This is a genomic window from Delftia sp. WY8 (assembly GCF_018437695.1).
GTDB lineage: Bacteria > Pseudomonadota > Gammaproteobacteria > Burkholderiales > Burkholderiaceae_C > Comamonas > Comamonas tsuruhatensis.
This window is the reverse complement of record NZ_CP049795.1, coordinates 6573659-6598205: the sequence shown is the minus strand read 5'-3', so window position 1 is coordinate 6598205 and position 24547 is coordinate 6573659. Positions and strand designations below refer to the sequence as shown.

24 protein-coding genes are annotated in these 24547 nt (G+C 65.3%); 12 read left to right on the top strand and 12 right to left on the bottom strand.

What is annotated here, in order from left to right:
* Position 1: 1 nt before the first annotated feature.
* Positions 2-1018, bottom strand: a complete 1017-nt coding sequence (locus G4D77_RS30220) for a Bug family tripartite tricarboxylate transporter substrate binding protein (RefSeq protein ID WP_154834249.1) — start codon at positions 1016-1018, stop codon at positions 2-4.
* A gap of 123 nt (positions 1019-1141) precedes the next feature.
* Here G4D77_RS30220 and G4D77_RS30215 point away from each other — a divergent pair, with 123 nt between their 5' ends.
* The 7 genes from G4D77_RS30215 (at position 1142) to G4D77_RS30185 (ending at position 8027) form a co-directional block, all read left to right on the top strand.
* On the top strand, positions 1142-2110 hold the full coding sequence (locus G4D77_RS30215) for a LysR family transcriptional regulator (protein WP_154834248.1): 969 nt from the start codon (positions 1142-1144) through the stop codon (positions 2108-2110).
* Positions 2111-2144: 34 nt separating this feature from the next.
* The gene (locus tag G4D77_RS30210; protein WP_016447017.1) at positions 2145-2726 is read left to right on the top strand and encodes a TetR/AcrR family transcriptional regulator; all 582 of its coding nucleotides are present in this window, start codon (positions 2145-2147) and stop codon (positions 2724-2726) included.
* Between the two features lie 114 nt (positions 2727-2840).
* Positions 2841-3941 (top strand): alkene reductase, encoded by a 1101-nt coding sequence (locus tag G4D77_RS30205; RefSeq protein WP_154834247.1) that lies wholly within the window; start codon positions 2841-2843, stop codon positions 3939-3941.
* Between the two features lie 78 nt (positions 3942-4019).
* Positions 4020-4652 carry a Rossmann-fold NAD(P)-binding domain-containing protein gene (locus G4D77_RS30200; RefSeq protein ID WP_154834246.1) on the top strand — a complete coding sequence of 211 codons (633 nt, stop codon included), beginning with the start codon at positions 4020-4022 and terminating at the stop codon, positions 4650-4652.
* 47 nt (positions 4653-4699) lie between these two features.
* A complete protein-coding gene (locus G4D77_RS30195; RefSeq protein WP_047327288.1) occupies positions 4700-5284 on the top strand; it encodes a flavin reductase family protein in 585 nt (194 codons plus the stop codon).
* A gap of 158 nt (positions 5285-5442) precedes the next feature.
* The gene (locus tag G4D77_RS30190) at positions 5443-6210 is read left to right on the top strand and encodes a hypothetical protein (RefSeq protein ID WP_154834245.1); all 768 of its coding nucleotides are present in this window, start codon (positions 5443-5445) and stop codon (positions 6208-6210) included.
* A 320-nt stretch (positions 6211-6530) separates the two neighbouring features.
* Positions 6531-8027: a hypothetical protein gene (locus G4D77_RS30185; protein ID WP_154834244.1), complete on the top strand. Its 1497-nt coding sequence runs from the start codon at positions 6531-6533 to the stop codon at positions 8025-8027.
* Between the two features lie 72 nt (positions 8028-8099).
* Here G4D77_RS30185 and G4D77_RS30180 read toward each other — a convergent pair whose 3' ends face one another.
* Together G4D77_RS30180 and G4D77_RS30175 are read right to left on the bottom strand one after the other, a co-directional pair.
* Positions 8100-9221 (bottom strand): helix-turn-helix transcriptional regulator, encoded by a 1122-nt coding sequence (locus tag G4D77_RS30180; RefSeq protein WP_154834243.1) that lies wholly within the window; start codon positions 9219-9221, stop codon positions 8100-8102.
* Between the two features lie 4 nt (positions 9222-9225).
* The gene (locus tag G4D77_RS30175; RefSeq protein WP_154834242.1) at positions 9226-10365 is read right to left on the bottom strand and encodes a helix-turn-helix transcriptional regulator; all 1140 of its coding nucleotides are present in this window, start codon (positions 10363-10365) and stop codon (positions 9226-9228) included.
* A 118-nt stretch (positions 10366-10483) separates the two neighbouring features.
* On the opposite strand from G4D77_RS30175, the gene G4D77_RS30170 reads away from it, so the two are divergent.
* Entirely contained in the window at positions 10484-11284 is an 801-nt protein-coding gene (locus tag G4D77_RS30170) for a SprT-like domain-containing protein (RefSeq protein ID WP_154834241.1), read from the top strand.
* 66 nt (positions 11285-11350) lie between these two features.
* On the opposite strand, the gene G4D77_RS30165 is transcribed toward G4D77_RS30170, so the two are convergent.
* On the bottom strand, positions 11351-11788 hold the full coding sequence (locus G4D77_RS30165) for an OsmC family protein (protein ID WP_016447025.1): 438 nt from the start codon (positions 11786-11788) through the stop codon (positions 11351-11353).
* A 174-nt stretch (positions 11789-11962) separates the two neighbouring features.
* Between G4D77_RS30165 and G4D77_RS30160 the strand changes: the two genes are divergently transcribed.
* The 3 genes from G4D77_RS30160 (at position 11963) to G4D77_RS30150 (ending at position 14091) form a co-directional block, all read left to right on the top strand.
* Positions 11963-12771, top strand: a protein-coding gene (locus G4D77_RS30160; RefSeq protein WP_085930546.1) for an IS5 family transposase whose coding sequence is annotated in 2 segments (ribosomal slippage) — positions 11963-12293 and positions 12293-12771 — 810 coding nt in all. Because the reading frame shifts where the segments join, the coding sequence is not laid out codon by codon here.
* A gap of 127 nt (positions 12772-12898) precedes the next feature.
* Positions 12899-13810: a bestrophin family protein gene (locus G4D77_RS30155; protein WP_154834240.1), complete on the top strand. Its 912-nt coding sequence runs from the start codon at positions 12899-12901 to the stop codon at positions 13808-13810.
* Between the two features lie 71 nt (positions 13811-13881).
* A complete protein-coding gene (locus G4D77_RS30150) occupies positions 13882-14091 on the top strand; it encodes a DUF4287 domain-containing protein (RefSeq protein WP_013802290.1) in 210 nt (69 codons plus the stop codon).
* 17 nt (positions 14092-14108) lie between these two features.
* Here G4D77_RS30150 and G4D77_RS30145 read toward each other — a convergent pair whose 3' ends face one another.
* Genes G4D77_RS30145 through G4D77_RS30135 form a run of 3 tightly spaced genes read right to left on the bottom strand, consistent with a single transcriptional unit; the run spans position 14109 to position 17083 of the window.
* Positions 14109-15089, bottom strand: a complete 981-nt coding sequence (locus tag G4D77_RS30145) for an alpha/beta hydrolase (protein ID WP_213757835.1) — start codon at positions 15087-15089, stop codon at positions 14109-14111.
* A 2-nt stretch (positions 15090-15091) separates the two neighbouring features.
* A complete protein-coding gene (locus G4D77_RS30140; protein WP_016447052.1) occupies positions 15092-15988 on the bottom strand; it encodes an alpha/beta fold hydrolase in 897 nt (298 codons plus the stop codon).
* Between the two features lie 39 nt (positions 15989-16027).
* Positions 16028-17083, bottom strand: coding sequence for a sugar phosphate isomerase/epimerase family protein (locus G4D77_RS30135; protein ID WP_016447053.1), 1056 nt, complete (start codon positions 17081-17083; stop codon positions 16028-16030).
* Between the two features lie 142 nt (positions 17084-17225).
* Here G4D77_RS30135 and G4D77_RS30130 point away from each other — a divergent pair, with 142 nt between their 5' ends.
* Positions 17226-17852 (top strand): TetR/AcrR family transcriptional regulator, encoded by a 627-nt coding sequence (locus G4D77_RS30130; RefSeq protein ID WP_154834239.1) that lies wholly within the window; start codon positions 17226-17228, stop codon positions 17850-17852.
* A gap of 4 nt (positions 17853-17856) precedes the next feature.
* Here G4D77_RS30130 and G4D77_RS30125 read toward each other — a convergent pair whose 3' ends face one another.
* The 5 genes from G4D77_RS30125 to G4D77_RS30105 all read right to left on the bottom strand — a co-directional run bounded on the left by G4D77_RS30125 (position 17857) and on the right by G4D77_RS30105 (position 24229).
* Positions 17857-18996, bottom strand: coding sequence for an acyl-CoA dehydrogenase family protein (locus G4D77_RS30125; protein WP_154834238.1), 1140 nt, complete (start codon positions 18994-18996; stop codon positions 17857-17859).
* A gap of 82 nt (positions 18997-19078) precedes the next feature.
* On the bottom strand, positions 19079-20410 hold the full coding sequence (locus G4D77_RS30120) for a c-type cytochrome (RefSeq protein WP_154834237.1): 1332 nt from the start codon (positions 20408-20410) through the stop codon (positions 19079-19081).
* Between the two features lie 17 nt (positions 20411-20427).
* A complete protein-coding gene (locus G4D77_RS30115) occupies positions 20428-22728 on the bottom strand; it encodes a xanthine dehydrogenase family protein molybdopterin-binding subunit (RefSeq protein WP_154834236.1) in 2301 nt (766 codons plus the stop codon).
* Positions 22725-23312 (bottom strand): (2Fe-2S)-binding protein, encoded by a 588-nt coding sequence (locus G4D77_RS30110; RefSeq protein ID WP_013802282.1) that lies wholly within the window; start codon positions 23310-23312, stop codon positions 22725-22727. The genes G4D77_RS30115 and G4D77_RS30110 overlap by 4 nt, the downstream gene beginning before the upstream one ends.
* 629 nt (positions 23313-23941) lie before the next feature.
* Positions 23942-24229: a hypothetical protein gene (locus G4D77_RS30105; RefSeq protein WP_016447059.1), complete on the bottom strand. Its 288-nt coding sequence runs from the start codon at positions 24227-24229 to the stop codon at positions 23942-23944.
* Positions 24230-24547: the final 318 nt, after the last annotated feature.

Here is a 24547-nt window from a genome sequence, read left to right as displayed (position 1 = left end):
CTCACTCCGCACCCAGGCCGTTGGTACGCACCACCTCGCCCCAGCGCGTGTAGTCGCTGCGGATCAGGCCCTCGGTGTCCTGGGGGTTGAGGTAGGCGGCCGTCACGCCGATCTTCTCGAAGCGGTCGCGCACCTCGTCGGTGGCCAGCAGCTGGCGCGAGGTGGCGCTGAGCTTGTCGATGATGGCGCGCGGTGTTTCCCTGGGTGCCACCAGGCCGCCCCAGGACGATGCCTCATAGCCGCCAAAGCCCTGCTCGGCCATGGTCTGCACGCCGTCCAGCGCCTTCACGCGCTGCGGCGTGCCCACCGCCAGCGCCTTCAGCCGGCCGCTGCGGATATGGGGCAGCGCAGACACCATGTCCGCATAGATCACCGGCACCACGCCGCCCAGCGTGTCGTTCATGGCGGGCGCGCTGCCCTTGTAGGCCACGTGCTGCATGGTGTGCAGCCTGGCGGATTTCATCAGCTCCATGCTCAGGTGGCCCGAGCTGCCCGCCCCGGAGCTGGTGTAGTCCAGCGTGGCGGGCTGCGCCTTGGCGTACTGGAACAGCGATTTGAGGTCCGTCACCTTGGGCAGCGACTGCGCATTGACCGCAATCACATTGGGCAAGTCATAGATCTTGGTGACCGGGGCGAAATCCGTGGCCGGGTGGAACTTGACGTTCTTGAAGAAATGCGGCGCCATGATGGTGGGCGTGACCATCATCATCAGCGTATAGCCGTCAGGCGCTGCCGTGCGGAACTGGCCCGCCGCCACCGCGCCCGATGCGCCGGGCTTGTTCTCTATCACCACCGGCTGGCCCAGCTGGCGCCCCAGCGCCTCGGCGTAGACGCGCGCTGCGCCATCGGTGGGCCCACCCGGCGGGAAGGGAACGACCAGGCGAATCGGCCTGTCGGGCCAGGCGCCGGTATCGGTATTGGCCTGCGCCGCGCTGCACAGCGATGCGAACGCTGCCACGCCGATGGCGCCCAGCGCCATGCCCTTGGCCAACGCCTGTCTTTTTGTGATGCCTGCCATCTTGTCTCCTTGAATGTTTATGTGTTCTGGCTGGCCCATTCTGCCCAGCGCACCCTCTTTGACAATGGCGGCGGCGGTTGACATCATGTCAAATAATATTGACACCCCCTTGGACTTCAGCGCATGGATCTCCTGGCATTCAACATCCTTGTCCAGATCATCGAGCACGGAAACCTGAGCCAGGCGGCAAAGTTCTTGAACATGTCGCGGGCCAACGTGAGCTACCACCTGGCCCGGCTGGAGAAGTCCCTGGGCGCATCGCTGCTGCGCAGAACGCCCCAGGGCGTGGAGGCCACCGAGGTCGGCCAGCGCATCTACCGCCATGCACGCAACATCCTCAACGAGACCGAACTGGTGCGCGAGCTGGCCCAAAGCAGCACGGACGACATCTCGGGAAAGATCGGGCTGAGCGTGCCCACCGGCTACGGCCACCTGGTCATGGCGCCGTGGCTGATCGAGTTCAAGCGCGCCCATCCGCAGGTGGTGCTGGACATCCGCCTGGAAAACTTCATAGACAACCTGCTCAAGGACAGCGTGGACATCGCCATCCGCGTCATGTCCGACCCGCCGCCCATGCTGGTGGCGCGCGACATGGGGCCGGTGCGCTACAGCCTGTGCGCCTCCAGCGACTGGCTGCGCAGCCACCGCCTGCCGGAGACACCGTCCGAGCTGTCGCGCACGCCGCTCATCACATCGGGCGGAGAAAGCGGCAAGGTGCGCCTGCAGATTGCGCGGAACGGCCAGCCACTGGAGGAGCTGGACATCACGCCCACGCTGATGTCGCGCAGCTACCCTTTCCTGTGCGACTGCATCACCGGTGGCTTGGGCGTGGGGCTGGTGCCCGACTACATGGTGCGCCGCCAGGTGGAAGATGGCCGCGTCGTGCTGGCCATGCAGGACTACGAATTCAGCATCAACCAGGGCCGCATGTTCATGCTGTACATGCCCAACCGCTTCCAGTCCGGCGCCGCCCGGGCCTTGATCGACTTTCTGAGCGACAGGATGGGCCTTGCGCGCATCATCCGGCCGGGTGACTTGCCCGACGGCACAGGCGTTGCGACCGCCGGAGTGACGCTGGAACAAAGTTTGTAGACGACTGGTCGGTTTTTCGTTAGACTTCGATCCCATGAAGAAACCCGCACAGGAAACACGCCAGCACATCCTTGATGTGGCCAAGGCGTTGATGACCCAGAAAGGCTACACGGCCGTCGGCCTGGCCGAGGTCGTCGCGGCCGCGGGCGTGCCCAAGGGCTCCTTCTACTACTACTTCAAGTCCAAGGAAGAGTTCGGCCAGGCCCTGCTGCAGGAGTACTTCGACGAGTACCTGGCCAAGATCGATGCGCTCATGGAGACGCCCGATCCGGCCATCTCCCGGCTGATGACCTACTTCCGCCATTGGACACAGAAACAATGCTCGGCCCATGCAGGAGGCCAGTGCCTGGTGGTCAAGCTGGGCCCCGAGGTCTGCGACCTGTCCGACGACATGCGCTCGGTGCTGCGCACCGGCACCGACGCCATCATCACCCGCCTGACCGACTGCGTGCGCGCAGGCCAGGCCGACGGCTCCATCACCTCCACCATGGATGCCCCCACGCTGGCCGAATCGCTGTACCAGCTGTGGCTGGGTGCCTCCCTGCTGTCCAAGCTGGGCCGGCATGAGGAGCCCTTTGCCGCAGCCCTTGTTTCCACGAAGCGGCTGCTGGGCTGAGCAGGCCTGGACGCTGCTTTTTATTTGTCTTTTTGTAGACGACTGGTCAACTTCAAACCTTTCACCCTTCGCCCATCCCTCCTCCTTTTTGTTCAACCACCACCACTGCACACCATGACCGACCACAGCCTTCACACCGATCTGTTCTCCCCCACCCAACTGGGCGGCCTGTCGCTCGCCAACCGCTTCGTCATGGCCCCGCTGACCCGCAGCCGCGCCGGTGACGACGGCGTGCCCACCGAACTGCACGCCACCTACTACGCCCAGCGTGCCAGCGCAGGCCTGTTGATCAGCGAAGCCGTCAACATCTCGGCCCAGGGCCGCGGCTACAACCTGACCCCCGGCATCTGGACCGAGGAACAGGTCGCCGGCTGGAAGAAGGTCACCGACGCCGTACATGCGGCCGGCGGCAAGATCGTGGCCCAGCTGTGGCACGTGGGCCGCTACTCGCACGTGGACCTGCAGCCCGGTGGCGTGGCCCCTGTCGCCCCCTCTGCCATCAAGGCCGAAGGCGTCACCTTCACGCCCAACGGCGTAGCCGAGGTGTCCATGCCCCGCGCCCTGGAAACCAGCGAAATCCCCGGCATCGTCGAGCAATACCGCCATGCGGCCGAATGCGCCAAGCGTGCAGGCTTTGACGGCGTGGAAGTGCACTCGGCCAACGGCTACCTGCTCGACCAGTTCCTGCGCGACTCCACCAACCACCGCAGCGACGCCTACGGCGGCAGCATCGAAAACCGCGCCCGCCTGACGCTGGAAGTCACCGACACCGTGGCCAAGGTCTGGGGCGCCGACCGCGTGGGCATCCGCCTGTCGCCCGTCACGCCCAACGCCGGCAACACGCCGCTGGACAGCGACGTGATGGCCCTCTACGGCTACCTCATCCCCCAGCTCAACCGCTTCGGCCTGGCCTACCTGCACGTCGTGGAAGGCGCCACCGGCGGCTCGCGCGAACTGCCGCCCGGCGTGGACCTGGACGCGCTGCGCAAGCTCTTTGACGGCGCCTACATGGGCAACAACGGCTATGACCTGGAACTGGCCATGGATCGCCGCGCCAAGGGCTTGGTCGATACCGTGGCCATCGGCCGCCCCTTCATCGCCAACCCCGATCTGGTGGCCCGCCTGCGCCACGGCAAGGAGCTGGCCGTGGCCCCGCACGAGGCCTACTACGGCGGCGGCGCCCAGGGCTACACGGACTGGCCAGTGGCCGCCTGAGCCGGCCATCCGCCCCACGATCTGCGGCACACTGGCTGATCTGCGTCCTCATCGAATGACCAAGCGAAAGACCAAGCCATGCAACTGCTGATCGTAGGCGCCACGGGGCTGGTGGGCAGCCAGGTGCTGCAACAGGCCCTGGCCGACAGCCGCATCACCCGCGTCGTGGCCCCGGTACGCCGGGCGCTGCCGGCGCATCCCAGGCTGCTCGCCCCCATCGTCGATTTCGAGCACCTGTCCGAAGATGCCAACTGGTGGAGCGCCGATGCCCTGGTCTGCACTCTGGGCACCACCATCAAGACAGCCGGCAGCCAGCCGGCTTTTCGGCGCGTGGACCATGACTACCCGCTGCTGGCCGCCCGCCTGGCCCATCGGCACGGCACGCCCACCTATGTGCTGAACTCGGCCATGGGCGCCGACGCCGGCTCGCGCATCTTCTACAACCGCGTCAAGGGTGAGCTCGAGCGCGACCTGCAGGCGCAAGGCTTTGCCTCCCTCACCTTCGTGCGCCCCGGCCTGATCAGCGGCCCGCGCACCGAGCACCGGGCGGGCGAGCGCTTCATGGTCAGCCTTCTTGGCGCCCTGGGCCCGCTGCTGCCCCGGCGCTGGCGGCTCAACCCCGCGCACCGCATTGCCCAGGCTTTGATAGAGGCTGCTGTCAACGCCAGACCCGGCGTCCATATCGTGGGCTCCGAGGCACTGGCCGAATGAACCCGGCGCCCGCACGCGCAAAAACAGAACCATTCAGGAACCCCTGCATGAACCCGCATATTGCCCCGGTCGATCTCGCCAAGTCCTACCGACTGATCAACCACGGCCCCACCGTCCTGGTCTCGGCACGCCACGGCGGCGTGGACAACGTCATGGCCGCAGCCTGGTGCTGCGCGCTGGACTTTGCGCCCCCGAAGCTCACCGTGGTGCTGGACAAGGCCACGGCCACGCGCGCCTTGGTCGAGCACAGCGGCATGTTCGTGATCCAGGTGCCCACGGCCGCCCAGTTGCAGCTCACGCACCAGGTCGGCACGCTCAGCCTGTCCACCGATGCCGGCAAGCTCGCCACCAGCGGCGTTCAGTTGTTCGGCATGGACGGGTTCGACCTGCCCTTCGTGGACGGCTGCGCCGGCTGGCTGGCCTGCAGGCTGATCCCGGAACCCCACAACCAGCAGGCCTACGACCTGTTCATCGGCGAGATCGTGGGCGCGTGGTCCGACACCCGCGTATTCCGCAACGGCCACTGGCACTTCGAGAGCGCCGACCCCGCGCTGCGCAGCCTGCACTACGTGGCGGGTGGGCAGTTCTATGCGATTGGGCAGGCGTTGAGGGTGCAGGAAAGCAAAGAATAGTTTCTTTTTCCATTTCAGAAATCTGGCAGTACTTCTACTGCAATGCTTGCTGCGTCCTGAAGATCAATACCGCATCTGCGGTATATTTTCACTGGGACAAACAATTCATTATTCCTTCCCGTGGTTGTTATTTTTCACATCAACTGAAGGGAATCAAAATGGAATGGAACTCAACAAGAAACCAGTGGACGCGTCAGCTTGTCTTTTCCTTGATCGCGTGTCCCATCGCGGTCTTGATGACAGGGTGCAGTGGTGCAGAGGAAGTCTTGGATGCCATCGCAGTCGCCACAGGAGATGGTGGCAAGCGTGTCAAGCTCACCGGTCCTGTCATGGGCGATCAGCGCATGATCTGCATTGATAGTCCACCACGCGTGGCACCGGCCGAATTGCAAAGAGAAATTGACAAATACCTGTTCAAGTCCATCCGTTGGGATAGTGGCACACCCGACAAGAAAACGACTGTCAACAAGGAAATCGAGGACAACCGGTCATGCAGCTATCGGATATCACCTTACGAAACCATTTCCTGGGACCAGTTCGTTTCTGACGCCATCAATCAGCAATTGGCAGATTGGGGGAATTTCAGCGCAAATACAAATATGGCAGGCCAAAAATATATCGATGTCTGCATGAAAGACAATGAATGCGAGGATGGAGACATTCTAGCCATCACATTGAATGAAAGGGAAGTTGCTCGTTCCGAACTTTTCAACCAGCCAAGTTGTTTTGAGGTGCCCGTCAGCTCAGGAGTCAGCTATCTTGGCATACGGGCCATCAATGGCAGCGGCAACAAGGGAGCGTGCTCCTATGCGGATCGAAATACAGGGGAAGTGACGGTAAGCGGGGCCACAGGCGCGGGACGCACGCAGCTCTATAGCGTGCGTGGCGGCCAGGGCTCCTATGGATCACTCACCATCGTCAATTAGTTTTCGCATCCTGGAAGAGGATATGACCGCATATTGACCAGCTCAATAGAAAATTCGTTCGATGAACTCCTGGGTGCTGCAACAGTCCTGCGGGCTTTGATGTTTACAAAGGGCCAATCGCAAAATAAAGCGAATAGTGCCTGCAGCTCCTGAAAACTCCGCTCAAAAAATATTTCATCCCAGAGCCAGTGCCGAAGCCATCCCGCAAATGCGGTATGGCCTTGCGCACCATGGCTGGGAAGACTGCTGTCTAGGCGGATGAGGGAAACCATCGAATCCTTGCGCCGCCCATTCCCAATCGTTTGAAAGGCAGATACCCAATGACCAAGCAGACCCCCAAATTGCGCCCCACCCTCATCGCCGGTGCCGTGCTCGCGCTTACGGCTTGCGGAGGTGGCAGTGGCGGTGGCGGAGACAACGAAGTGACGCCACCGGTTGCACCACCAACACAAACGACCCAGGAGTTGGTGCAGAAGTACATGGATGCCAGACAGGCGCTGACCGCCACCCAGTTGCCCGCCAAAGGCACCGAGCGCTTTGCGCATCTCGACGACTGCTACCTGGGCAACGGCAGCAGCAAGGAGCGTCTGGTCACCCATTGGGATGAAAACCAGACCCAGGTCCAGGCCTCCAATGCCTATCAGATTGGGCGGAGCTTCGAAAATCTGCAAATCCTGGCAGAGCGCAAAGCCACCAATGCCGACGGATCCGCACGGCATGAGGTGGATATCAGCTACGACGAAAAATTCACGGACGGGACCAGCACAAGGGACCAGCGCGAAACTCTGATCGCAGGAAGCAGCAGCGGCACCTGCGCCACTCCCCGCAATGCAGCCGAGATGCGCAGCCTGGGCAATCAGCGCGTGGTAAGCGTGGGACTGGTGTCGCGCAACCGCGCCAATGTGGTACGCCAGCTGTCCGACGGCGAACCGTCCGCCAGTCCGTTCCACTTGCGGCGCGAGGTGCAGTTTGGCATTTCCGATCCTGCTCGGCTGGCAACTTACGCCATTGTCAGTTGGCCGTCGGCGCAGGCAGGCGGCGCGCGCAACTCGCTCAAGCTGCTGTCGCCACGCATCATGCGCGATGCACCCGAAATGCAAGGCGTGCGGGGCAACGCCAGCTATGCGGACACCAACAACTTCCGGCAGTGTCGATCGAACGCCAGCAACGACGTGGCCAACGCCGGCACGGCAGATTGCACCAACGCGCAACTGGGTGTGGCCAACGACTCGTGGGGCTCCACCGTGCGCAGCGGGTTCGATGCTGCCGCCATGGCAGACGGTGACAACCGTTTCGCAGCGCTGGGCCTGGCAGCGGGAACCGAGGTGCGCTTCGATATCCATGCCGACGATGGCTGGAAAGCCGTCAACGGACAGCAAGGCAAAACACCCATCGCCACCTATCAGGTCACGCTGAAGAGCGGGTCTTATGCGTTTGCGCAGATACCTGTCAATGCCTATCCCCAGTTCAACACCATCTCGCCCTCAGAGGGCGAGATCGTGGCCGGCTTCAAGGCCGGCGGCGGCAGCGCGCAGGTTGTCTGGTCGGCTGCGCAACCGCCAGCGGGCAGCATGCCCATGGCACTTTCAGTACTCAGTTCCTACCGGCAGGGCGCTGCGGCGGGGTCTGCCTCCGGCCTGCCCACGGTACGCACGCCCAACCTGACCGTGCCTGTTCCCAAAGGAGCCACCTCGGCCACCATACCTTTTGGAGGCAAGCCGGACGGTGCATCGGCCACGAACTATGCCGAGTTCCTCCTCGTCTACGCTGACCGCAACGGCAGGGAGATGTACTACAACCTGCAATACACCCCCTGAAGCAAGGGCTGCGTGACCAGCGCCCAATCCATCGCCCAGCCCGCAAGGCGCTGCGCGATGGGCAGGGACTGTTCACACCATTCCCCACCCCTGCAGCAGTTGCACCAATTCCACCTGCCGATGGCAGCCCGTCTTGCGCATCAGGTTCTTCATGTGGGTGCGCGCCGTATGCCAACTGCATCCTTCCATCAAGGCATAGTCCTTCACGGTCTTTCCGCCTGCCAGAAGCAACAGAAGGCGGGTCTCGCTGGGTGACAGGCCCAGCATCTCGCCCACCAGGCCTTGATTCTGCAAAACCATGGAGCCGGGCAACGTCAGAAAGATCAGGGCCAGGGGCTGTTGCCACGGCGCGGCAAACGCATGGTTGGCCGCCAGAGGCAACGCAGTCAGCCTGAGCAGGGACTGGCTGGACCGGCTGCCTTGGAGCACCAAGGCAGCCGCCTTTGCGGGATTGGCGCAAGCGGCGGAGACCAAGCCTTGCAAGCGTGCATGCGCCTCGCCCGAAGTGCATCGCAGCCCGCCGTGCACACATTGCAACGTGCCGAATGTTGCGAGCAGGCGCTCTGCCGCCGGATTGGCATGCTGCAGCCGGCACCGAGCATCCACGACGAGCAGTGCCTGCGCCAGCGCATCCAGTGCCGCGAGTCCCCATGCTGCCTGGCCGCATAGCTGGCCCATGCGCGCGCGCAAGCGGCCGGCCCGCTCGATGTGCGGCATCAAATGCTCTAGGAATGCCTTGTCCTGTGCACCATAGACGCCGGCATCCCTGGGGCGCATGAAACTGATGAAATCACGCGCATTGCCTTCCACGCGAACGGTGGCAGCGGCGGTATGCCGCAGTCCCAGCGGAACCAGCCAATCCGTATAGACGCTGTTCTGTGACGCCTGCCTGGCACTGATGTGCTCATGGTCCAGCATGACCTGGGCCACGGGCAGCCGCTGCACGGTTGCCATCCGCAGGTCGTTGCGCGCGTGGTGTGTCTCGTACTCCTGCATCAAGTCGTGATGCAGACCGAAGCTTTCCAGATTGCTTGCGCTTTGCGGAACGGCTGCCTCGCCAGCATTCAGCGTGAAATAGTGAAAGACGCCCGCCTGCAATTGCGCGCACATTCCCGCGAGCGCCTCGCTCCAGGCCTGGGGAGCGAGCACCCCCTCATACAGCTGACCGGCGATGGCATCGATGCGTTGTTGCACGGACTCACCTCGGCTGCAGGGATTGCAGCAGCCCCACCAATTCCACCTGCCGGTGGCAACCTGTCTTGCGCATCAGGTTCTTCATGTGGGTGCGCGCCGTATGCCAGCTGCACCCCTCTATCCGGGCGTAGTCCTTGACGGTCCTGCCCGTGGCAAGCAGCACCGCCAGACGCGCTTCCGAGGGCGACAAACCCAGCGCTTCCTGCACGAGTCCGGGACTCGGGCCAGAAAATGGCGTACCGGCATCCGCCATTACCAGCAAAGCCATGGGCCGCTGGCGGAACGCAGCGGCATGGCTGGGCTTGAGCGGCAGGACCGTCACCATCAACCGCAACGCAGAGCCTGCCGTCAGGCACAGCGCCCCGGCCAGGCCCTGTGCATGATGGCCGCAAGCCTGGGCCACAAGATGTAGCAGTTGCGCCTGGGCCTGCCCGTCAACGCAGCGCAGCAGGCCGTGGCGCACAGACAAGGCTTCGCAAAAAGCTGCCAGCAGGCAGTCGGCCGAGGGGTTGCAGTAGTGGATGCGGCAATTTGAATCCACAAGTGCAATGCCTTGCGGCAAGTTGTCCAGGGCTGTGAATCCCAAAGCCGCCTGCCGCGCCAGTCCGCCCATGTGCATGCGCAGGCGGGCGGCACGCGCCAGATCGGGCATCCACTGCTGCATGAAGACCCGCTCCTGTACGCCATAGATTCCACGATCCGTAGGACGCATGAAACCCAGGAAGTCCTGCGTCCCCCCCTCGTCGCGCACCTTGACACCCAGCGTGTTGCGAAGTCCGTGGGGCGCCAGCACATCGACGTAGACCGCATTGCGCGACATCTCCCATGCGCTGAAGTGCTCATGGTCGAGCATGAACTGGCCCTGGGGCAGGCTCGCCACGACGGACATGCGCAGGTCCTCGCCAACGTAGTGGGTTTCGTATTCACGCAATTTATCGGCATCGATGCCCGCCAGGTCGTGGTTGTGCACGCTCTCGACCACCCCGCCACCAGTGCTGCCCAGCGTGAAGAAATGGAAAACGGACGCGCCCAGCGCCTGCCGCATGGCGTCCAGCGCAGACTGCCAGTCCTCAGCGGAAAGTACTCCGTCGTACAGCAGTCCCGGTATATGGCAACTGGCACCCTGTCGATCAATAAATTTCATGGAAATGAATTATTGATTCTTTATAGCTATTTTCAATCAGACAGCTCTGAATTTCGATACCGGTCTTGCCACGTCGATTTGGGGCAATGTTCACACGGTTGTATTGCACAATCCATTAATGCCCGCCGCCCCCGTCCGCTCCGCACCCACGCGCGAAACCTATTCCGAACTGCAGCAGGCCTACGAGCACTTCAACCAGCGCCTTTTTGACGATGCCCTGCCCCATTGCCTGATCACGCTGCAGCGCGAGAAACGCACCTGCGGTTATTTCTCTGCCGCGCGCTTTGCCTCGCTGGACGGCAGCACCACCGACGAGATTGCGCTCAACCCCGCCTACTTCGCGGCGGTGCCCATCATCGAGACGCTGCAGACCCTGGTGCATGAGATGACGCACCTGTGGCAGCACCACTTCGGCAAGCCGGGCCGTGCGCGTTACCACAACGAGGAATGGGCGGACAAGCTGGAATCGCTGGGCCTCATGCCCTCGTCCACGGGCCGGCCCGGCGGGCGGCGCACGGGCGACATGATGGCCGACTACGCCGTGGCGGGCGGCCCCTTCCTGGCGGCCTGCGATGCCTTGCTGACCACGCGCTTCCAGCTGAGCTGGTACGACCGCTTCCCGGCCATCGAGCATGTGGTCACGGGCCAGTGGAGCATGGCCACGCAGCTCCAGGGCATGCAGGGCACCCAGCCGCCCATGTCCTCCGTGCCCGCCCTGGCCGAAGCCGTGCGGCCCGTGGGCACCTCGGTGGCGGTGCCGGGCTCCACCACCGGCGAGACCACCGTGCAGCCCGTCAACAAGTCCCTGCGCATCAAGTACCGGTGCGGCGGTTGCGCGGCGCCTGTCAATGTCTGGGGCAAGCCGGGGCTGAACCTGATCTGCGGCGATTGCGGCAAAGGCTTCACAGCCCAGGATTGAGCACTCGGCAAGCCAGAGTGCTTCACCTGCCCCGCCCCACCTCCCGGCACAAGCGCCTGTGCGGACTCAATGCAGCAGCGTGGCCACCAGGGTCACCTCGGGCACGCCTGCCAGTGCCTTGGACAGCGGGCACTGGGACTTGGCCTCCTGGGCGATTTTCTGGAACTGCGCATCGTCGATACCGGGCACCTTGGCCTGCAGCGTGAGCGCGATGCGGTCGATCTTGAAGCCCTCGCCATCCTTGGCAAGCCGGACCTTGGCCGTGGTGTCCAGCATCTCGGTGGCGATGCCCGCCTTCTCGCAGGCAAAGGCAAAGGCCATCGTGAAACACGCCGCATGCGCGGCGCCCACGATCTCCTCGGGATTCGTTCCCTTTCGGTCATCCCCGAAGCGGCTGCCGAACCCGTAGGGATGGTCCTTGAGCGCGCCGGTCTCCGTGCTGATGCGGCCCTGGCCGGTCTTGCCTGCACCTTCCCAATGGACGGAAGCGGTTTTCTCGGACATGTGTTTCTCCTGTGCGTTGGTTGGACAAGCCGCCATCACAGCACAGGCGCCACGGGGCAAGGCGTGGTCCCGGGGCGCGCCAGCCCCTGCGCGCACGTCCTACAGAGCCAGGCTTAGAGTGGCTAACACCACTTCGTCACAGGCCCCCGCAGAGCAGTTATGCTCGCTGCCCTCATGGCAAGACGACCCGTTAGCAAAGAACTGTGGCGACAGCTACAACCCCTGATCCCAGCCTTCGTGCCTTCTGCCAAAGGCGGTGCGCGCAAGCTCGCAGTCAGCGATGAGGCCGCCCTCAACGGCATCTTGTTCGTGCTGCAAACAGGCATTCCATGGGAAGACCTTCCCCAATCCCTGGGCTACGGCAGCGGCATGACTTGCTGGCGGCGCCTACGCGACTGGAACGCCGCTGGTGTCTGGGAGCAGCTGCACCAGGCCATGCTGACTCGCTTGCGTGAACATGACCAAATCGATTGGAGCCGGGCCAGCATTGATGGCTCCTCGGTACCAAGCCCCCGGGGGGCCAGGAAACGGGCCCAAACCCCACGGACAGAGGCAAGCTCGGCTCCAAGCGGCACATCGTCGTAGATGCCAGAGGCATCCCGCTGGTGATCTTGGTCAGCGGCGCGAACCGGCACGACTCCAAGATGTTCGAGAGGTGCGTGGACGCGATTCCTGCGATTGCTGGCCTGCCAGGACGTCCCCGTAGAAGACCGGCAAAGCTGCACGCCGACAAAGGCTACGACTTCAAGCGATGCCGAGCCCACCTGAGGCAGCGGGGCATCATTGGCCGAATTGCCAGACGAGGCATTGAGAGCAGCGAGCGGCTGGGCAAACACCGGTGGGTGGTGGAGAGGACGCACAGCTGGTTTGCAGGCTTTGGCAAGCTGCGAATCCGCTTTGAACGACGGCTGGATATCCACGAAGCGCTGCTGAAATTGGCGGCAGCGATCATCTGCGCGCGCTTCGTGGATCGGTGGTGTTAGCCAGTCTAAGTGGCGCACAGGTGGCGCGCAGGTGGCGCACTGACTGCGCGGGGCGGTTAGAGTTGCGGGGCTGCTGCGCCCTCTTGCATCCTCTTGCGCCCTCTTTTCCATCACGGAACAAGCTTTCATGATCATCCGGCCCCGCCCCCACTGGCTGCGCATGCTCTTCGTGCTGCGCGGCTCGGTGCTGCCCGACATCCTGCCCCAACTGATGGCCGCCACCTTGTTCGCCGTGCTGGTCACGGCCCTGCATGGCCAGCTGTTTGCGTGGAAGGTGCCGCTGAACTTCGTGCCGTTTTCGCTGATCGGGCTGACGCTGGCCATCTTCCTGGGCTTTCGCAACAGCACCAGCTATGCGCGCTATTGGGAGGCGCGCACGCTGTGGGGCACCCTGCTCAACGAGACGCGCTCCCTGGTGCGCCAGGCCCGGACCTTGACGGATGCACCGCAGCACGCCCCGGCCCTGGCCATGGTGCTGGCGGCCTTCGTGCACGCGCTGCGCCACCAGTTGCGCGGCACCGATGCCGCGGCCGACATGCGCCGCCTGCTGCCCGCCGTCGACTGCGAGCGCCTGGCCACGGCGCGCTTCAAGCCTGCCGTGCTGCTGCTCATGGCCGGCGAATGGCTGCAGGCGCGCCGCCAAGACGGCAGCCTGCAGCCCGTGCTGGTGCCCGCCATGGAGGCGCCGCTGTGCAAGCTGGGCGAGGCGCTGGGCGGCTGCGAACGCATTGCGGGAACGCCGATTCCCTTCACCTATGCGGTGATCATCCACCGCACCATCTACCTGTACTGCCTGCTGCTGCCCTTCGGCCTGGTGGATTCCATCGGCTTCATGACGCCGGTGATCGTGGCCTTCATCGCCTACACCTTCTTCGCGCTGGAGGCGCTGGGCGCCGAGCTGGAGGAGCCCTTCGGCACGGCACCCAATGACCTGGCGCTGGACGCCATGTCGCAGATGATCGAGGCCACGCTGCGCGAGCTGACCGGCGAGGTGCTGCCCCCTGCCCCGCAGCACAAGGATGTGCTGTTCCTGACCTGACCCTGCCTGCCGGCCCGGACAGCACCAGCAGCACAATCTGCCACCCGCATCACAGAAAAAGGACAGGCGCCATGACGGAGACAAGCAAGGTCAAGGGACCGGCCTCGTATTTCCCTTCCATCGAGAAGACCTACGGCCAGCCGATTGCGCACTGGATGGACCTGCTGCAACAGCAGGACACCCGCAAGCACATGGAACTGGTGGGCTGGCTCAAGGCCCAGCACCAGATGGGGCACGGCCATGCGAATGCGCTGGTGGCCGTGTTCCTGGCGCAGGCCTGACCTGCACCCGGCAACCCTCAGCCGATGGCCGTGCCGAAAGCCTGGCGCACGGCGGCACCCGCTTCGTCAAACAGGCGGCGTGATGCCGGCGCCAGCCCCAGCATGTGCATGCAGGCGTGCACCATGCCGGACAGGCGTACGGCCTTTACCGCCACACCGGACTGCGCCAGCCGCTGCGCATAGGCTTCGGCCTCGTCGCGCAGCGGGTCGTATTCGCAGCTGATCACCGTGGCTTGGGGAAGGCCTGCCAGGTGTTCCGCGCGCAGCGGAGAGACAAGTTCGTGCCGCCCCGGTGCCGCATCGCCCAGGTACGCGCCATAGCAGTACTCCATGGCCGCACGCGTGAGGTAATGGTCCTCTCCAAACTGGTGGAACGACGGCGAGTCCATGGCCGCGTCCAGTGCCGGGTACAGCAGCAGCTGGTGGGCGATGGCCGGTGCGCCCGCCGCTCCCCAGCCTTCTTGCTGCCGTGCCAGCAGGCAGGCGGCGGCCGCGAGGTTGCCGCCCGCGCTGTCTCCGGCCACGCCGATGCGCCTGCGATCCAGGCCCAGCGCATCGGCCTGCTCAAAGGTCCAGGCAATGGCATCGCAGAAGTCATGCAGCGGCACGGGAAAGCGGTGCTCGGGCGCCAGCCGGTAGTCCACCGAGACCACGACGGCGCCCGTTGCCATGGCCAGTGCGCGGCAGGGGTTGTCGTAGACCTCCAGCGAACCCAGGCACCAGCCGCCGCCGTGGGCGAAGACCAGGGCGGGCTGGGGCGTGGGTGTGTCCGAGGCCAGCGGCCGGTAGATGCGCACGCGCAGCGGCGCACCGTCGCGCGCGGGCAGCGTGAAGTCTTCGGTGCGGGCCATGGCCTCGGCCGGGCCATGCAGGGCGCGCAGCCCGGCGTCGGTGGCCTCGCGCAGCTCCGCCAGCGTGGGCGGCGTGGGCGGGGCCACGGCCTGGGTTGCCTGCGCCAGCTCGGCGAGATAGCGCGCAATGTCAGCGTCCAGGCCCATGGTCACAGCGTCCTTTGCAGGAAGGGCAGCAGTTCGGCGATGAAGGGCTCGGCAGCCTCCTCCATGATGAAGTGGCCGCAGCCCGGCACGATCACGCCCGACAGGTCATCGGCATGGCCGCGCAGCGTGGCCAGCGGCGCATCGGCCGTGGCATGCTCGGCGCCAATGGCCAGCACGGGCATGGCCAGCGGGCGCAGCGCACGCTCGCGGTTCTGGCGGATGGTTTCGGGAATGGCGCGGTAGTAGGCAAAGCCGCCGCGCAGGCCACCGGGCGCCGCATAGGCATCGACATAGACGTCGACGGCCACGCGGTCGCGCCGCAGCGACCAGCGGTTGAACATGAATTCCAGGTAGGCACGCTCGCGCCCCGCGATCAGGGTCTCGGGCAGGTCGGCCAGCTGGTTGAACATGAAGTGCCACAGGAAGATGTTCTGCTCTGGCGGCGCAAATATGCTGGGCTCGGGCGCCAGGCCGGGGATCACGGCCTCGGTCAGCGCCAGGGACTGCACGGCCTGCGGCTGGTCGCTGGCCAGCGCATAGGCCACCCACATGCCCACGTCGTGGCCGGCGACCTGGTAGCGCTCATGGCCCAGCGCCAGCATGGTGCGGTGCAGGGTCAGCGCGATGGAGCCCGTGTCGTAGCCGGTGTCGGGCCGGTCCGAAAAGCCCGTGCCCGGCGGATCGACGGCAATGGCCTGGAAGCCCTGCGCCGCCAGCGCCTGCATGACATGGCGCCAGGCATACCAGGTCTGGGGCCAGCCCGGGATCAGCAGCACGGGCGCGCCCTGCCCGGCCGTGATGCAGTGGATGCGGCGGCCGTCGATGCGCACGTAGTCGTGCGAGAACCCGCAGGCCTGGTCTTCCTGCTTGCGCAGGGCGTTCGATGTGAAAGCGTTCATTGTTGGATTCTTTTTGAGGTTCTTTGGCTGCGGGCTTGCTCAGGCGATGCCGAGCATGGCGTTGATCTGGCGCTGGTCCACGGGAGCGCCGGCGAAGTCGTCAAAGATCTTGTCGGTGACGCGGATGATGTGGCGGTTGATGAAGTCCACGCCCTCGCGTGCCCCGTCTTCCTGGTCCTTGAGGCAGCACTCCCATTCCAGCGAGGCCCAGCCCTGGTAGTCGTACTGGGCGAACTTGGAGAAGATGGCCTTGAAGTCCACCTGCCCGTCACCCAGCGAACGGAAGCGCCCTGCCCGCTCCAGCCACGAGGAATAGCCGCCGTAGATGCCCTGGCGCCCGCTGGGCAGGAACTCCGCATCCTTCACATGGAACATGCGGATGTGCTCGCGGTAGATGTCGATGTAGTCGAGGTAGTTGAGCTGCTGCAGCACGAAATGGCTGGGATCGAACAGGATCTTGCAGCGCGCGTGCTGGCCCACCAGTTCATGGAAGCGCTCGAAGCTGGTGCCGTCGTGCAGGTCTTCGCTGGGGTGGATTTCGTAGCACAGGTTCACGCCCTGCTCGTCGCAGGCGTCGAGGATGGGGCGCCAGCGGCGCGCCAGCTCCTCGAAGGCGGTTTCGATCAGGCCGGCCGGGCGCTGCGGGAACGGGAACAGATAGGGCCAGGCGAACGAGCCCGAGAACGTGCCCATGTCGCTCAGCCCCATGCGGCGCGATGCACGGGCCGACAGCTTGAGCTGCTCCAGCGCCCACGCCGTGCGTGCGGCCGGATTGCCGCGCAGCGCCTCGGGCGCAAAGCTGTCGCACATGGCGTCGTAGGCCGGGTGCACGGCCACGAGCTGGCCAAAGATGTGCGTGGTCAGCTCGCTGGCCACCAGGCCGTGCGAGGCCAGCATGCCGTTGACATCGTCGCAATAGGTCTGGCTGCTGGCGGCCGTGGCCACGTCGAACAGGCGCTGGTCCCAGGCGGGAATCTGCAGGCCCTTGAAGCCCACGCCGGCTGCCCAGCGTGCGATGTCTTCCAGGGAATTGAACGGTGCCTTGTTGTCGGCGAACTGCGCCAGATGAAGGCTTGGGCCCTTGATGGTCTGCATGTGATTTCCTTGCGTTGAGCTATTGTTTGTTGATCGACAAAGAATAGTATCACGCCAATGCGGCTGCTTTTGCGAAGCCGATGCAAGACAGCATCACGGCGCCGCTAAGATGCCGCCCTGACTGTTGAGAAGGATGAGGAAGATGGCCGGAAGACCCAGGGAATTTGACCGAGACCAGGCGCTGGAGCGCGCCATGCTGGCGTTCTGGCGGCGCGGCTACGAGGGCACGTCCATGGCTGACCTGGTGCAGGCGCTGGGCATTGCGTCAGCGCGCATCTATGCGGCCTTCGGCAGCAAGCAGGACCTGTTCCGCGAGGCCGTGCAGCACTACGAGGCCGGTGATGGCGGCTTTGCCGACCGCGCCATGGCCCAGGAGCCGCGCGTGCGCGACGCCCTGGCGCGCGTGCTGCGCGATGCCGTGGCCACCTATACGGACGATGCCCATCCGCTGGGCTGCATGGTGGTCACCGCCGCCACCAATTGCGCCGAGGAAAACGAGGCAGTCGCCGCCTGGCTGGCCGAACACCGCCGCCAGCGCACGCAGTCCCTGATCGACCGCCTTCAGCGCGCGCTGGATGAGGGCGAGTTGCGCGCCGGCACCGATGTGCAGGCGCTGGGGGATTTCTATGCCACGCAACTGCACGGCATCTCCGTGCAGGCCCGCGATGGCGTGCCGCGCCAGCGGCTGCTAGCTGCAGTGCAAACCGCCTTGCTGCTGCTGGACACGGCGCTGGAGCCGGCGCTGCAGCCCGCAGCCAAGGCGGGCTGAGCCGTCAGGCGCCGAGCTTTTGCAGTTTTTGCAGCTCGGCGCGCAACTGGATCACGCTGGGCGTGACGATGGGGATGAAGGCCGATTCACGCCAGCGGCGGGCAAAGCCATCGTCCGCATCCAGGCTGTAGGCGCGGCCACCGGCCGTCTGCAGCTCCAGCTGCATGGCCTGCTGCACGCAGTCGTGCAGGGCCAGGCGCAGCGCGAAAAGCCGCTCGGGTGCCTCCACGAAATCGCCGGCCTCGACACCGGCCTTGAGTGCCGCCACCGCCTGCTCCAGATGGCTGCGGGTATCGTCCAGCGGCTGCTGCAGCACATGCCCGCCCTGCCCCATGCGCGAGGCGGCCTGCGCACAGGCCGCGCGCGCCAGCCCGATGGACAGGCCGCATTGCATGCCCAGGAAGGCCGGCCGCACACGCGGCAGGAATCCGCCGGCGCGCTCGGCCAGCAGATCGTCTTCGGTGATGGCCACGTCCTTGAGTTGCAAGGCGGCGGTGTTGGTGCCGCGCAGGGCGATCAACTCCAGATCCGGCGAGCGCTCCAGGCCCGGCCGGTCGGACGGCAGGGCCACGATCATGGGCGGCGCGCCGTCGTCACGCGCCACGGCAATGGCGGCCAGAAAGCGCGGCCCGCGCAGGTTGGTGCACCAGGGCACGCTGCCGTTGAGCAGCCAGCCGCCCCCTTCCCGGGCCGTGGCGCGGATATTGAGTGCCTCCAGCCCGCTGAGGAATTTCATGATGTTGGACAGCCCCGAGGCACCGGCCGCCTCGCCCGCCAGCAGCGCGGGCAGCCAGCGCCCGCGCAGGGCCGCATTGCCGGTGTTCGCCAGCATCTCGATCAGCACGCGCTGGCCCCAGAAGGCAAAGGCGGCGGACATGGAGTGCGTGGCCACCTGGGCAATCGCCTCGATGGCATCGCCGGCGCTGCCGCCCTGCCCGCCCAAGGCATCAGCCAAGCCGTGGCCCAGCAGCCCGGCTTCGGCCAGGTAGGGCACGACGGCGGCCGTGGCCTCGCCGTTGCCGGCATCCAGGGCCTGGGCACGTGCATCCAGCCATTGGCGGTTGGCGTCGGTCAGCAGGGGGAAATTGGGCATGGGCTCAGGCATGGGGTCGGGCATGGGGCTTGTCATCTTGCGGGTCACCATAAAAAAAGGGACCGCTGTGGGAACAGCGGTCCCTTGCCATCCTAGCGCAGCACACAGGCTGCGCAGATGACGCGGCGCAAGCTCAGTGCGCCGCCACCTTGCCGGGGCGTGTTTCCTCGCGCAGGGCCTTGACCTTGTCGCTCAGGCCGGGCCATGGCTGCAGGCCGTACTGGCTGCGCATGGTGTTGAGCAGCGTGGCGATCTGATCGTCGCTGAGGTTGTGGCGGAAGGCGGGCATGGTGCCCAGCTGCGGGCGCGCCGGTTGCGTGATGCCGTTGAGCACCACATGGATGGCGTTGGTCGGCGAGTCGCTGTACAGGTTGGTGTTCAGCGACAGCTGGGGACGCACCCCGAAGCTGCTGCCGGCCAGCACGCCGCTGGGATCGGCACGGTGGCAGGCCATGCAGGCGCCCTGGTACAGGCGGTAGCCCTGGGCGTCGACCGGCAGCTTGGCAACCTCGGTCTTTTCCTTCACCAGAGCCTGGGCGTCCCCTGCGCCAGCGGCGTCTGCCACAGGCTTGCGGTACGACATCAGGTAGGTGGCCATGGCGTTGATGTCCTCGGCCGACTGGTGGGACAGGCCTTCGATCACGGGCGCCATGGGGCCGGCGGCTACGCCGTGGCGCTGCGAGAAACCGGTCTGCATGTAGCGGACCAGGTCTTCTCGCGTCCAGGGCAGCGGAGCCACGGCCTTGTCGTTGAGCGCGGGCGCATCCCAGCCGTCGATGAAGGCGCCAGCCAGGTGGTCGGCACCCTTTTTCTCGGCGCCGAACTGGTTGCGCGGCGAGTGGCAGGCGGCGCAGTGGCCCAGGCCTTCGACCAGGTAGGCGCCGCGAATCCACTCGCCCGACTGGTTGGCGGGCGCGGGCTGCTCGCCCGGCTCCAGGTACAGCGCATTCCACAGGGCCAGGCCACGGCGCACGTTGAACGGGAAGTTCAGCGCGGTCTTGGGTGCCTCGTTGGAGACAGCCGGCTCGGTCATCAGGAAGGCGTACAGCGCCTTCATGTCCTCATCGGTCACGCGGGTGAATGCCGTGTACGGGAAGGCCGGGTACAGGTAGTTGCCCTCGCGGTCCACGCCATGGCGCATGGCGCGCTCGAAGGCCTCGTACGACCAGCGGCCGATGCCGGTTTCGGCATCGGGCGTGATGTTGGTCGAGTAGATGGTGCCGAAGGGACTGGGCATGGCCAGGCCGCCTGCGTTGCGCTGGCCGCCCGGTGCCGTGTGGCAGACCGCGCAGTCGCCCATGTGCGCCAGGCGGCGCCCCTGGTCGATCTGCTGCTGGCTGAATTCCTGCACCGGGATCTGCTGCAGGGGCGCGATTTCGCTGCGGCCCGTGGCCAGCCAGAAGGCGGCGCCGGCCACGGCGGCCAGGCCGACCACGCCGAGGGTGATTTTCTTGAGTGTGTGCATGTTCCGGTCCTCCGCTCTCAGTTCTGTGCCTTGTCGGCCGGGGCTGCATCGGCAGCCTTTGCCTTGAGTGCGGCCAGCACGCGTGCCGGGGTGAACGGCACTTCGCGCAGGCGCACGCCGGTGGCGTCGAACACGGCGTTGGAGACAGCGGCGGCGCTGGGCACGGAGGCCGATTCGCCCGCGCCCATGGGGTCTTCGCCGGGGCGCTCGACCAGTTGCACGTCGATCTCGGGCAGCTCGTCAAAGCGCAGGATGGGGTAGCCGCCCCAGTCCAGCGAGGTCACGCCCTTGCTGTCGAAGGTCACGTACTCCTTGAGCACGCGGCTGGTGGACTGGATGATGTTGCCGTGCACCTGGTGGCGCACGCCGGCCGGGTTGACCATCTCGCCGCAGTCATGGGCCACGAAGACCTTGTCCACCTTGATCACGCCGGTCTCGCGGTCCACGGTCACGTCGCAGATCCAGGTGGCCCAGGCCGCGCCGTAGCCGGGGAACTTGCTGTGGTAGTAGCGGGCGTAGGCAAAGCCGCGGCCCTTGACCAGGCGCTGGTCGGCCGGCGCGGGGTTGCGGTGGGCCGGGCCGTCCTGCCAGCCGGCCTGCTTGCGGGCGGCGTGCGTCAGCGCCACGGCGCGCGGGTCCTTCAGGTAGCGCAGGCGGTAGGCCAGCGGGTCTTCGCCGGCCAGGTAGGCGCATTCGTCGATCCAGCACTCATGGGCAAAGACGTTGGGCAGGGCCGAGACGCCGCGCATCCACGACGCGCGCACGATGGGCGCCGCATCCTGCGAGACCACGCGCATCTTGGGGTACTCGTACTGCGGGATGGCCGTACGGTCGCCCATCTGCAGCACCTTGGGCTTGTTGGGCACCTTGCCCGTCAGGATCAGGGCCAGGGCCGCCGCGTCGTTGGACGGGTAGCAGGTCTTGAGCTCATAGCCCAGCACGGCATGGTTCTCGTCCAGGCCGCCGCGCACGCGGATCAATTGGCCCGTGCCCTTGGGCTCCCAGGCGGCTTCCTGCTCGCGCATCAGCTGCACGCGCACCGGGCGGCCCACGGCCTGCGACAGCAGCACGGCGTCGGATGCCACGTCGTCCGCGCAATTGCGGCCGTAGCAGCCCGAGGCTTCCAGGCGCGTCACATTGATCTGGTCGGCCGCCATGCCGGTCAGCGTGGCGATGTCCTTGCGCACGTCGTGCGGGTTCTGCGATCCGGTCCAGACCTGGATCTGGCTGGCGGACACCTCGGCCACGGCGCAGGACGGGCCGATGGAGGCATGCAGGTGGTAGGGCCAGACGTAGTCGGCCTCGATCACCTTCTTGGCGCCCGAGAAGGCCTCGTCAATGCCCGCGTCCTCGCGCAGCATGCGGTCGGTCTTCTCGTGCTTGACCAGGGTGTCGTGCATGGCGTTCAGCGACAGGTCGGGCACGCCGGCCCAGTCCTTCCACTTCACCTCCAGCTGGCGCATGGCGGCAATGGCCTGCTCTTCGCGCTCGGCTACGATGCCCACGAAATCGCCCTGCACCACCACCTTGACGATGCCCGGCAGATGAGCGACCGACTGCTCGTTCACAGAGATCAGGCTGCTGCCCAGCGGCGCAGACGCATCGGCACCGCCATAGGGCGGGCGCACCACGCGGCCGTGCAGCATGCCCGGCACGCGCACATCGTGCACATAGGCCAGCGCGCCCAGCACCTTGGCCGGAATGTCCACGCGCTGCACGGACTTGCCGATGTAGTTGAAACCGCCGGTGCGCAGCGGCACTTCCTTGTCCAGCGCAATGTTCAGGTCCTGGCCCTGGGCCAGTTCGCCGTAGCCGATGCGTCGCCCGCCCTTGGCCACCACCGCGCCCTTGGACGTGGTCAGTGCGGACACGGGCTGCTGCAGCTTCTCGGCAGCCAGGCTCAGCAGCAGCTGGCGCACCTGCGCGGCGGCCTTGCGCATGGGGATGGCGTCCACCTGGATGGTGTTGCTGGCAATGGTCGGGCCCTGGTTGGGCGTGCGGCCCGTGTGGCCCAGAACCATGGTGATGCGTTCGAACTCCACATCGAGCTCATCGGCCACCAGTTGCGCCAGCGAGGTACGGATGCCCGTGCCCAGGTCCACGTGGCCGTGGTAGGCCGTGACGCTGCCGTCCGCGCCAATGGCGATGAAGCTGCTCACCCGGTCAATGGGGGGAATGGGGAAGGCGCCGGCCACGGCGGGCGCCGTACCCGTGCTTTCAGCCACCAGGCCAGCGGCCGCCACCGAGCTGACCATGACCATGCCGCCCAGCTTGAGCAGGTTGCGGCGCGTCAGTTGAAGGGGGTTGGATGCACTCATGCTGCACCTCCCTGGGCGATCAGCACGCGGGCGCGAGCAGCCGCACGCATGATTTCCACATGCGTGCCGCAGCGGCACAGGTGGCCGGACAGGGCCTGGGTGACTTCCTCGTCGGTGGCCGTGGGCTTGTGGTCGAACAAGGCCACCAGGGCCATAACCATGCCGTTGGTGCAGTAGCCGCACTGGGCGGCCTGCTCGTCAATGAAAGCCTGCTGCACGGGGTGCAGTCGGTAGACGGCCTTGCCCTGTGCATCGGCTGCGGGCTTGCCGGCAGGCATCCCCGGCACGGCGGCCGGATGGGCTGCTTCCCAGTCACGCGCCACCCGGGCGTGCTCGGCCTGGGTCGCATCCTGGGACAGGCCTTCCAGCGTCGTGACCTTCATGCCCTGGACCACGCTCACGGGAACGGAGCAGGAGCGGGCCACCTTGCCGTCGATCAGCACGGCGCATGCGCCGCATTCGCCCAGGCCGCAGCCGAACTTGGGGCCATTGAGCTGCATGTCGTTGCGCAGCACATAAAGCAGCGGCGTCTCCGGGCTGACGCCCTGGATCTCGACCTCTTGTTGGTTGAGAGTGAATTTCATCGTGTGCAAACCTTGTGGTTGACAACAGGTGCAAACCATAGGTGCGCACTGAAAAATCAGGCGTCAGGCACGCCGCAGCAAAGCCCGAAAAAGAAAGCCCACCGCCGGCGGGGTGGGCTATTTCACGTGGTTTTTAGAGGCAAGTCGGATGGCTGGCTGCCTGTTGTATGCAAACGATTCTATGCCTCGCACTTGCTCGCCGCTGCCAGCGTGCCGCCATCCCGGCACCCGCACAGACTGCAGATTTCCGTGGCTTTTTATGCACAAGACCAAACTCATCCATCGGAAATATCCACTAAAGCACAGCGCAGCAGGCTGATCAGTGAGCCTGCACCAAGAGCGAAAAGGAGTGCACCACCGCAGTGCACAGGAGGGCAGGACACGCTGCAGCAATTTCCGTCCGGATCTTTCAGCCATGCACGGCCGGGCATAGAGATCGCAGCCCGTCCAGGCGTTCAACGCGTCGGCTCGAAAATCACACCAACCCAGCAAAACACTCGGCTTTTACCTGCATCAAATTCCAGTGAGAACGCTTGAAATTCACGAACGCATCATGCGCAGCGCCTGCAAAACACATGCTCGTCTGCAGGATCGGCACCACGCAAGGCTGCTGGCTGCAACCCCGAGCATCAGCGGGTACCCGGCGTGATCTGGATCGTGCCAAGGCCCGAATCCATGGCCACACGCCGCCGGGGAGTCAGCCAGTGCACCCACAGTCCCCAAAGCCACCCCAGCGCAAACACGCAGGCCAAGGCCAACATGCCCCAGCGCCCGGCAGACAGCGCGCTGTAAATCCAGTACGGCATGCCCCCCAGGCCGAAGAGGCAGGCCCATCGCCGAAGCGCGGCGGAACGGGATTGGGACAGCCAGACGGCAAGGGCTGCGGGGAGTGCGAAGGCGATCTGATCGATGCTCATGACCGCATCATACTGTACAAATAAACAGCATTGCACAGAAAAATCCAGACGCTTGCACAAGGCACGTCGACGGGAGGGCCACACCCTCTGATTTGTTCGCATCTCATCTGGCAAGCAGCGTACAGACTGGACTTGAAGGATTCCGAATCCGCACCGGAGTTTGGGTAAAGCGCGGCCCTTGCATCGCTCAATCCCAACACCGCCGGCCAAGAACCCGGAGTCACGGCTTATCCAGTTCCGCCCAGCCCGAAAGCGAGGGTGCACAGGATTTTGAAAACCCGCAGAACATACAGCGCCATACTGCGCAACGGCTCTTTA

Excerpts from the sequence above, each read along its gene's own strand:
- G4D77_RS30220 (WP_154834249.1), bottom strand. The coding sequence starts at position 1,018 with ATGGCAGGCATCACAAAAAGACAGGCGTTGGCCAAGGGCATGGCGCTG.
- G4D77_RS30215 (WP_154834248.1), top strand. The coding sequence starts at position 1,142 with ATGGATCTCCTGGCATTCAACATCCTTGTCCAGATCATCGAGCACGGA.
- G4D77_RS30210 (WP_016447017.1), top strand. The coding sequence starts at position 2,145 with ATGAAGAAACCCGCACAGGAAACACGCCAGCACATCCTTGATGTGGCC.
- G4D77_RS30205 (WP_154834247.1), top strand. The coding sequence starts at position 2,841 with ATGACCGACCACAGCCTTCACACCGATCTGTTCTCCCCCACCCAACTG.
- G4D77_RS30200 (WP_154834246.1), top strand. The coding sequence starts at position 4,020 with ATGCAACTGCTGATCGTAGGCGCCACGGGGCTGGTGGGCAGCCAGGTG.
- G4D77_RS30195 (WP_047327288.1), top strand. The coding sequence starts at position 4,700 with ATGAACCCGCATATTGCCCCGGTCGATCTCGCCAAGTCCTACCGACTG.
- G4D77_RS30190 (WP_154834245.1), top strand. The coding sequence starts at position 5,443 with ATGGAATGGAACTCAACAAGAAACCAGTGGACGCGTCAGCTTGTCTTT.
- G4D77_RS30185 (WP_154834244.1), top strand. The coding sequence starts at position 6,531 with ATGACCAAGCAGACCCCCAAATTGCGCCCCACCCTCATCGCCGGTGCC.
- G4D77_RS30175 (WP_154834242.1), bottom strand. The coding sequence starts at position 10,365 with ATGAAATTTATTGATCGACAGGGTGCCAGTTGCCATATACCGGGACTG.
- G4D77_RS30170 (WP_154834241.1), top strand. The coding sequence starts at position 10,484 with ATGCCCGCCGCCCCCGTCCGCTCCGCACCCACGCGCGAAACCTATTCC.
- G4D77_RS30165 (WP_016447025.1), bottom strand. The coding sequence starts at position 11,788 with ATGTCCGAGAAAACCGCTTCCGTCCATTGGGAAGGTGCAGGCAAGACC.
- G4D77_RS30155 (WP_154834240.1), top strand. The coding sequence starts at position 12,899 with ATGATCATCCGGCCCCGCCCCCACTGGCTGCGCATGCTCTTCGTGCTG.
- G4D77_RS30150 (WP_013802290.1), top strand. The coding sequence starts at position 13,882 with ATGACGGAGACAAGCAAGGTCAAGGGACCGGCCTCGTATTTCCCTTCC.
- G4D77_RS30145 (WP_213757835.1), bottom strand. The coding sequence starts at position 15,089 with ATGGGCCTGGACGCTGACATTGCGCGCTATCTCGCCGAGCTGGCGCAG.
- G4D77_RS30140 (WP_016447052.1), bottom strand. The coding sequence starts at position 15,988 with ATGAACGCTTTCACATCGAACGCCCTGCGCAAGCAGGAAGACCAGGCC.
- G4D77_RS30135 (WP_016447053.1), bottom strand. The coding sequence starts at position 17,083 with ATGCAGACCATCAAGGGCCCAAGCCTTCATCTGGCGCAGTTCGCCGAC.
- G4D77_RS30130 (WP_154834239.1), top strand. The coding sequence starts at position 17,226 with ATGGCCGGAAGACCCAGGGAATTTGACCGAGACCAGGCGCTGGAGCGC.
- G4D77_RS30125 (WP_154834238.1), bottom strand. The coding sequence starts at position 18,996 with ATGGTGACCCGCAAGATGACAAGCCCCATGCCCGACCCCATGCCTGAG.
- G4D77_RS30120 (WP_154834237.1), bottom strand. The coding sequence starts at position 20,410 with ATGCACACACTCAAGAAAATCACCCTCGGCGTGGTCGGCCTGGCCGCC.
- G4D77_RS30115 (WP_154834236.1), bottom strand. The coding sequence starts at position 22,728 with ATGAGTGCATCCAACCCCCTTCAACTGACGCGCCGCAACCTGCTCAAG.
- G4D77_RS30110 (WP_013802282.1), bottom strand. The coding sequence starts at position 23,312 with ATGAAATTCACTCTCAACCAACAAGAGGTCGAGATCCAGGGCGTCAGC.
- G4D77_RS30105 (WP_016447059.1), bottom strand. The coding sequence starts at position 24,229 with ATGAGCATCGATCAGATCGCCTTCGCACTCCCCGCAGCCCTTGCCGTC.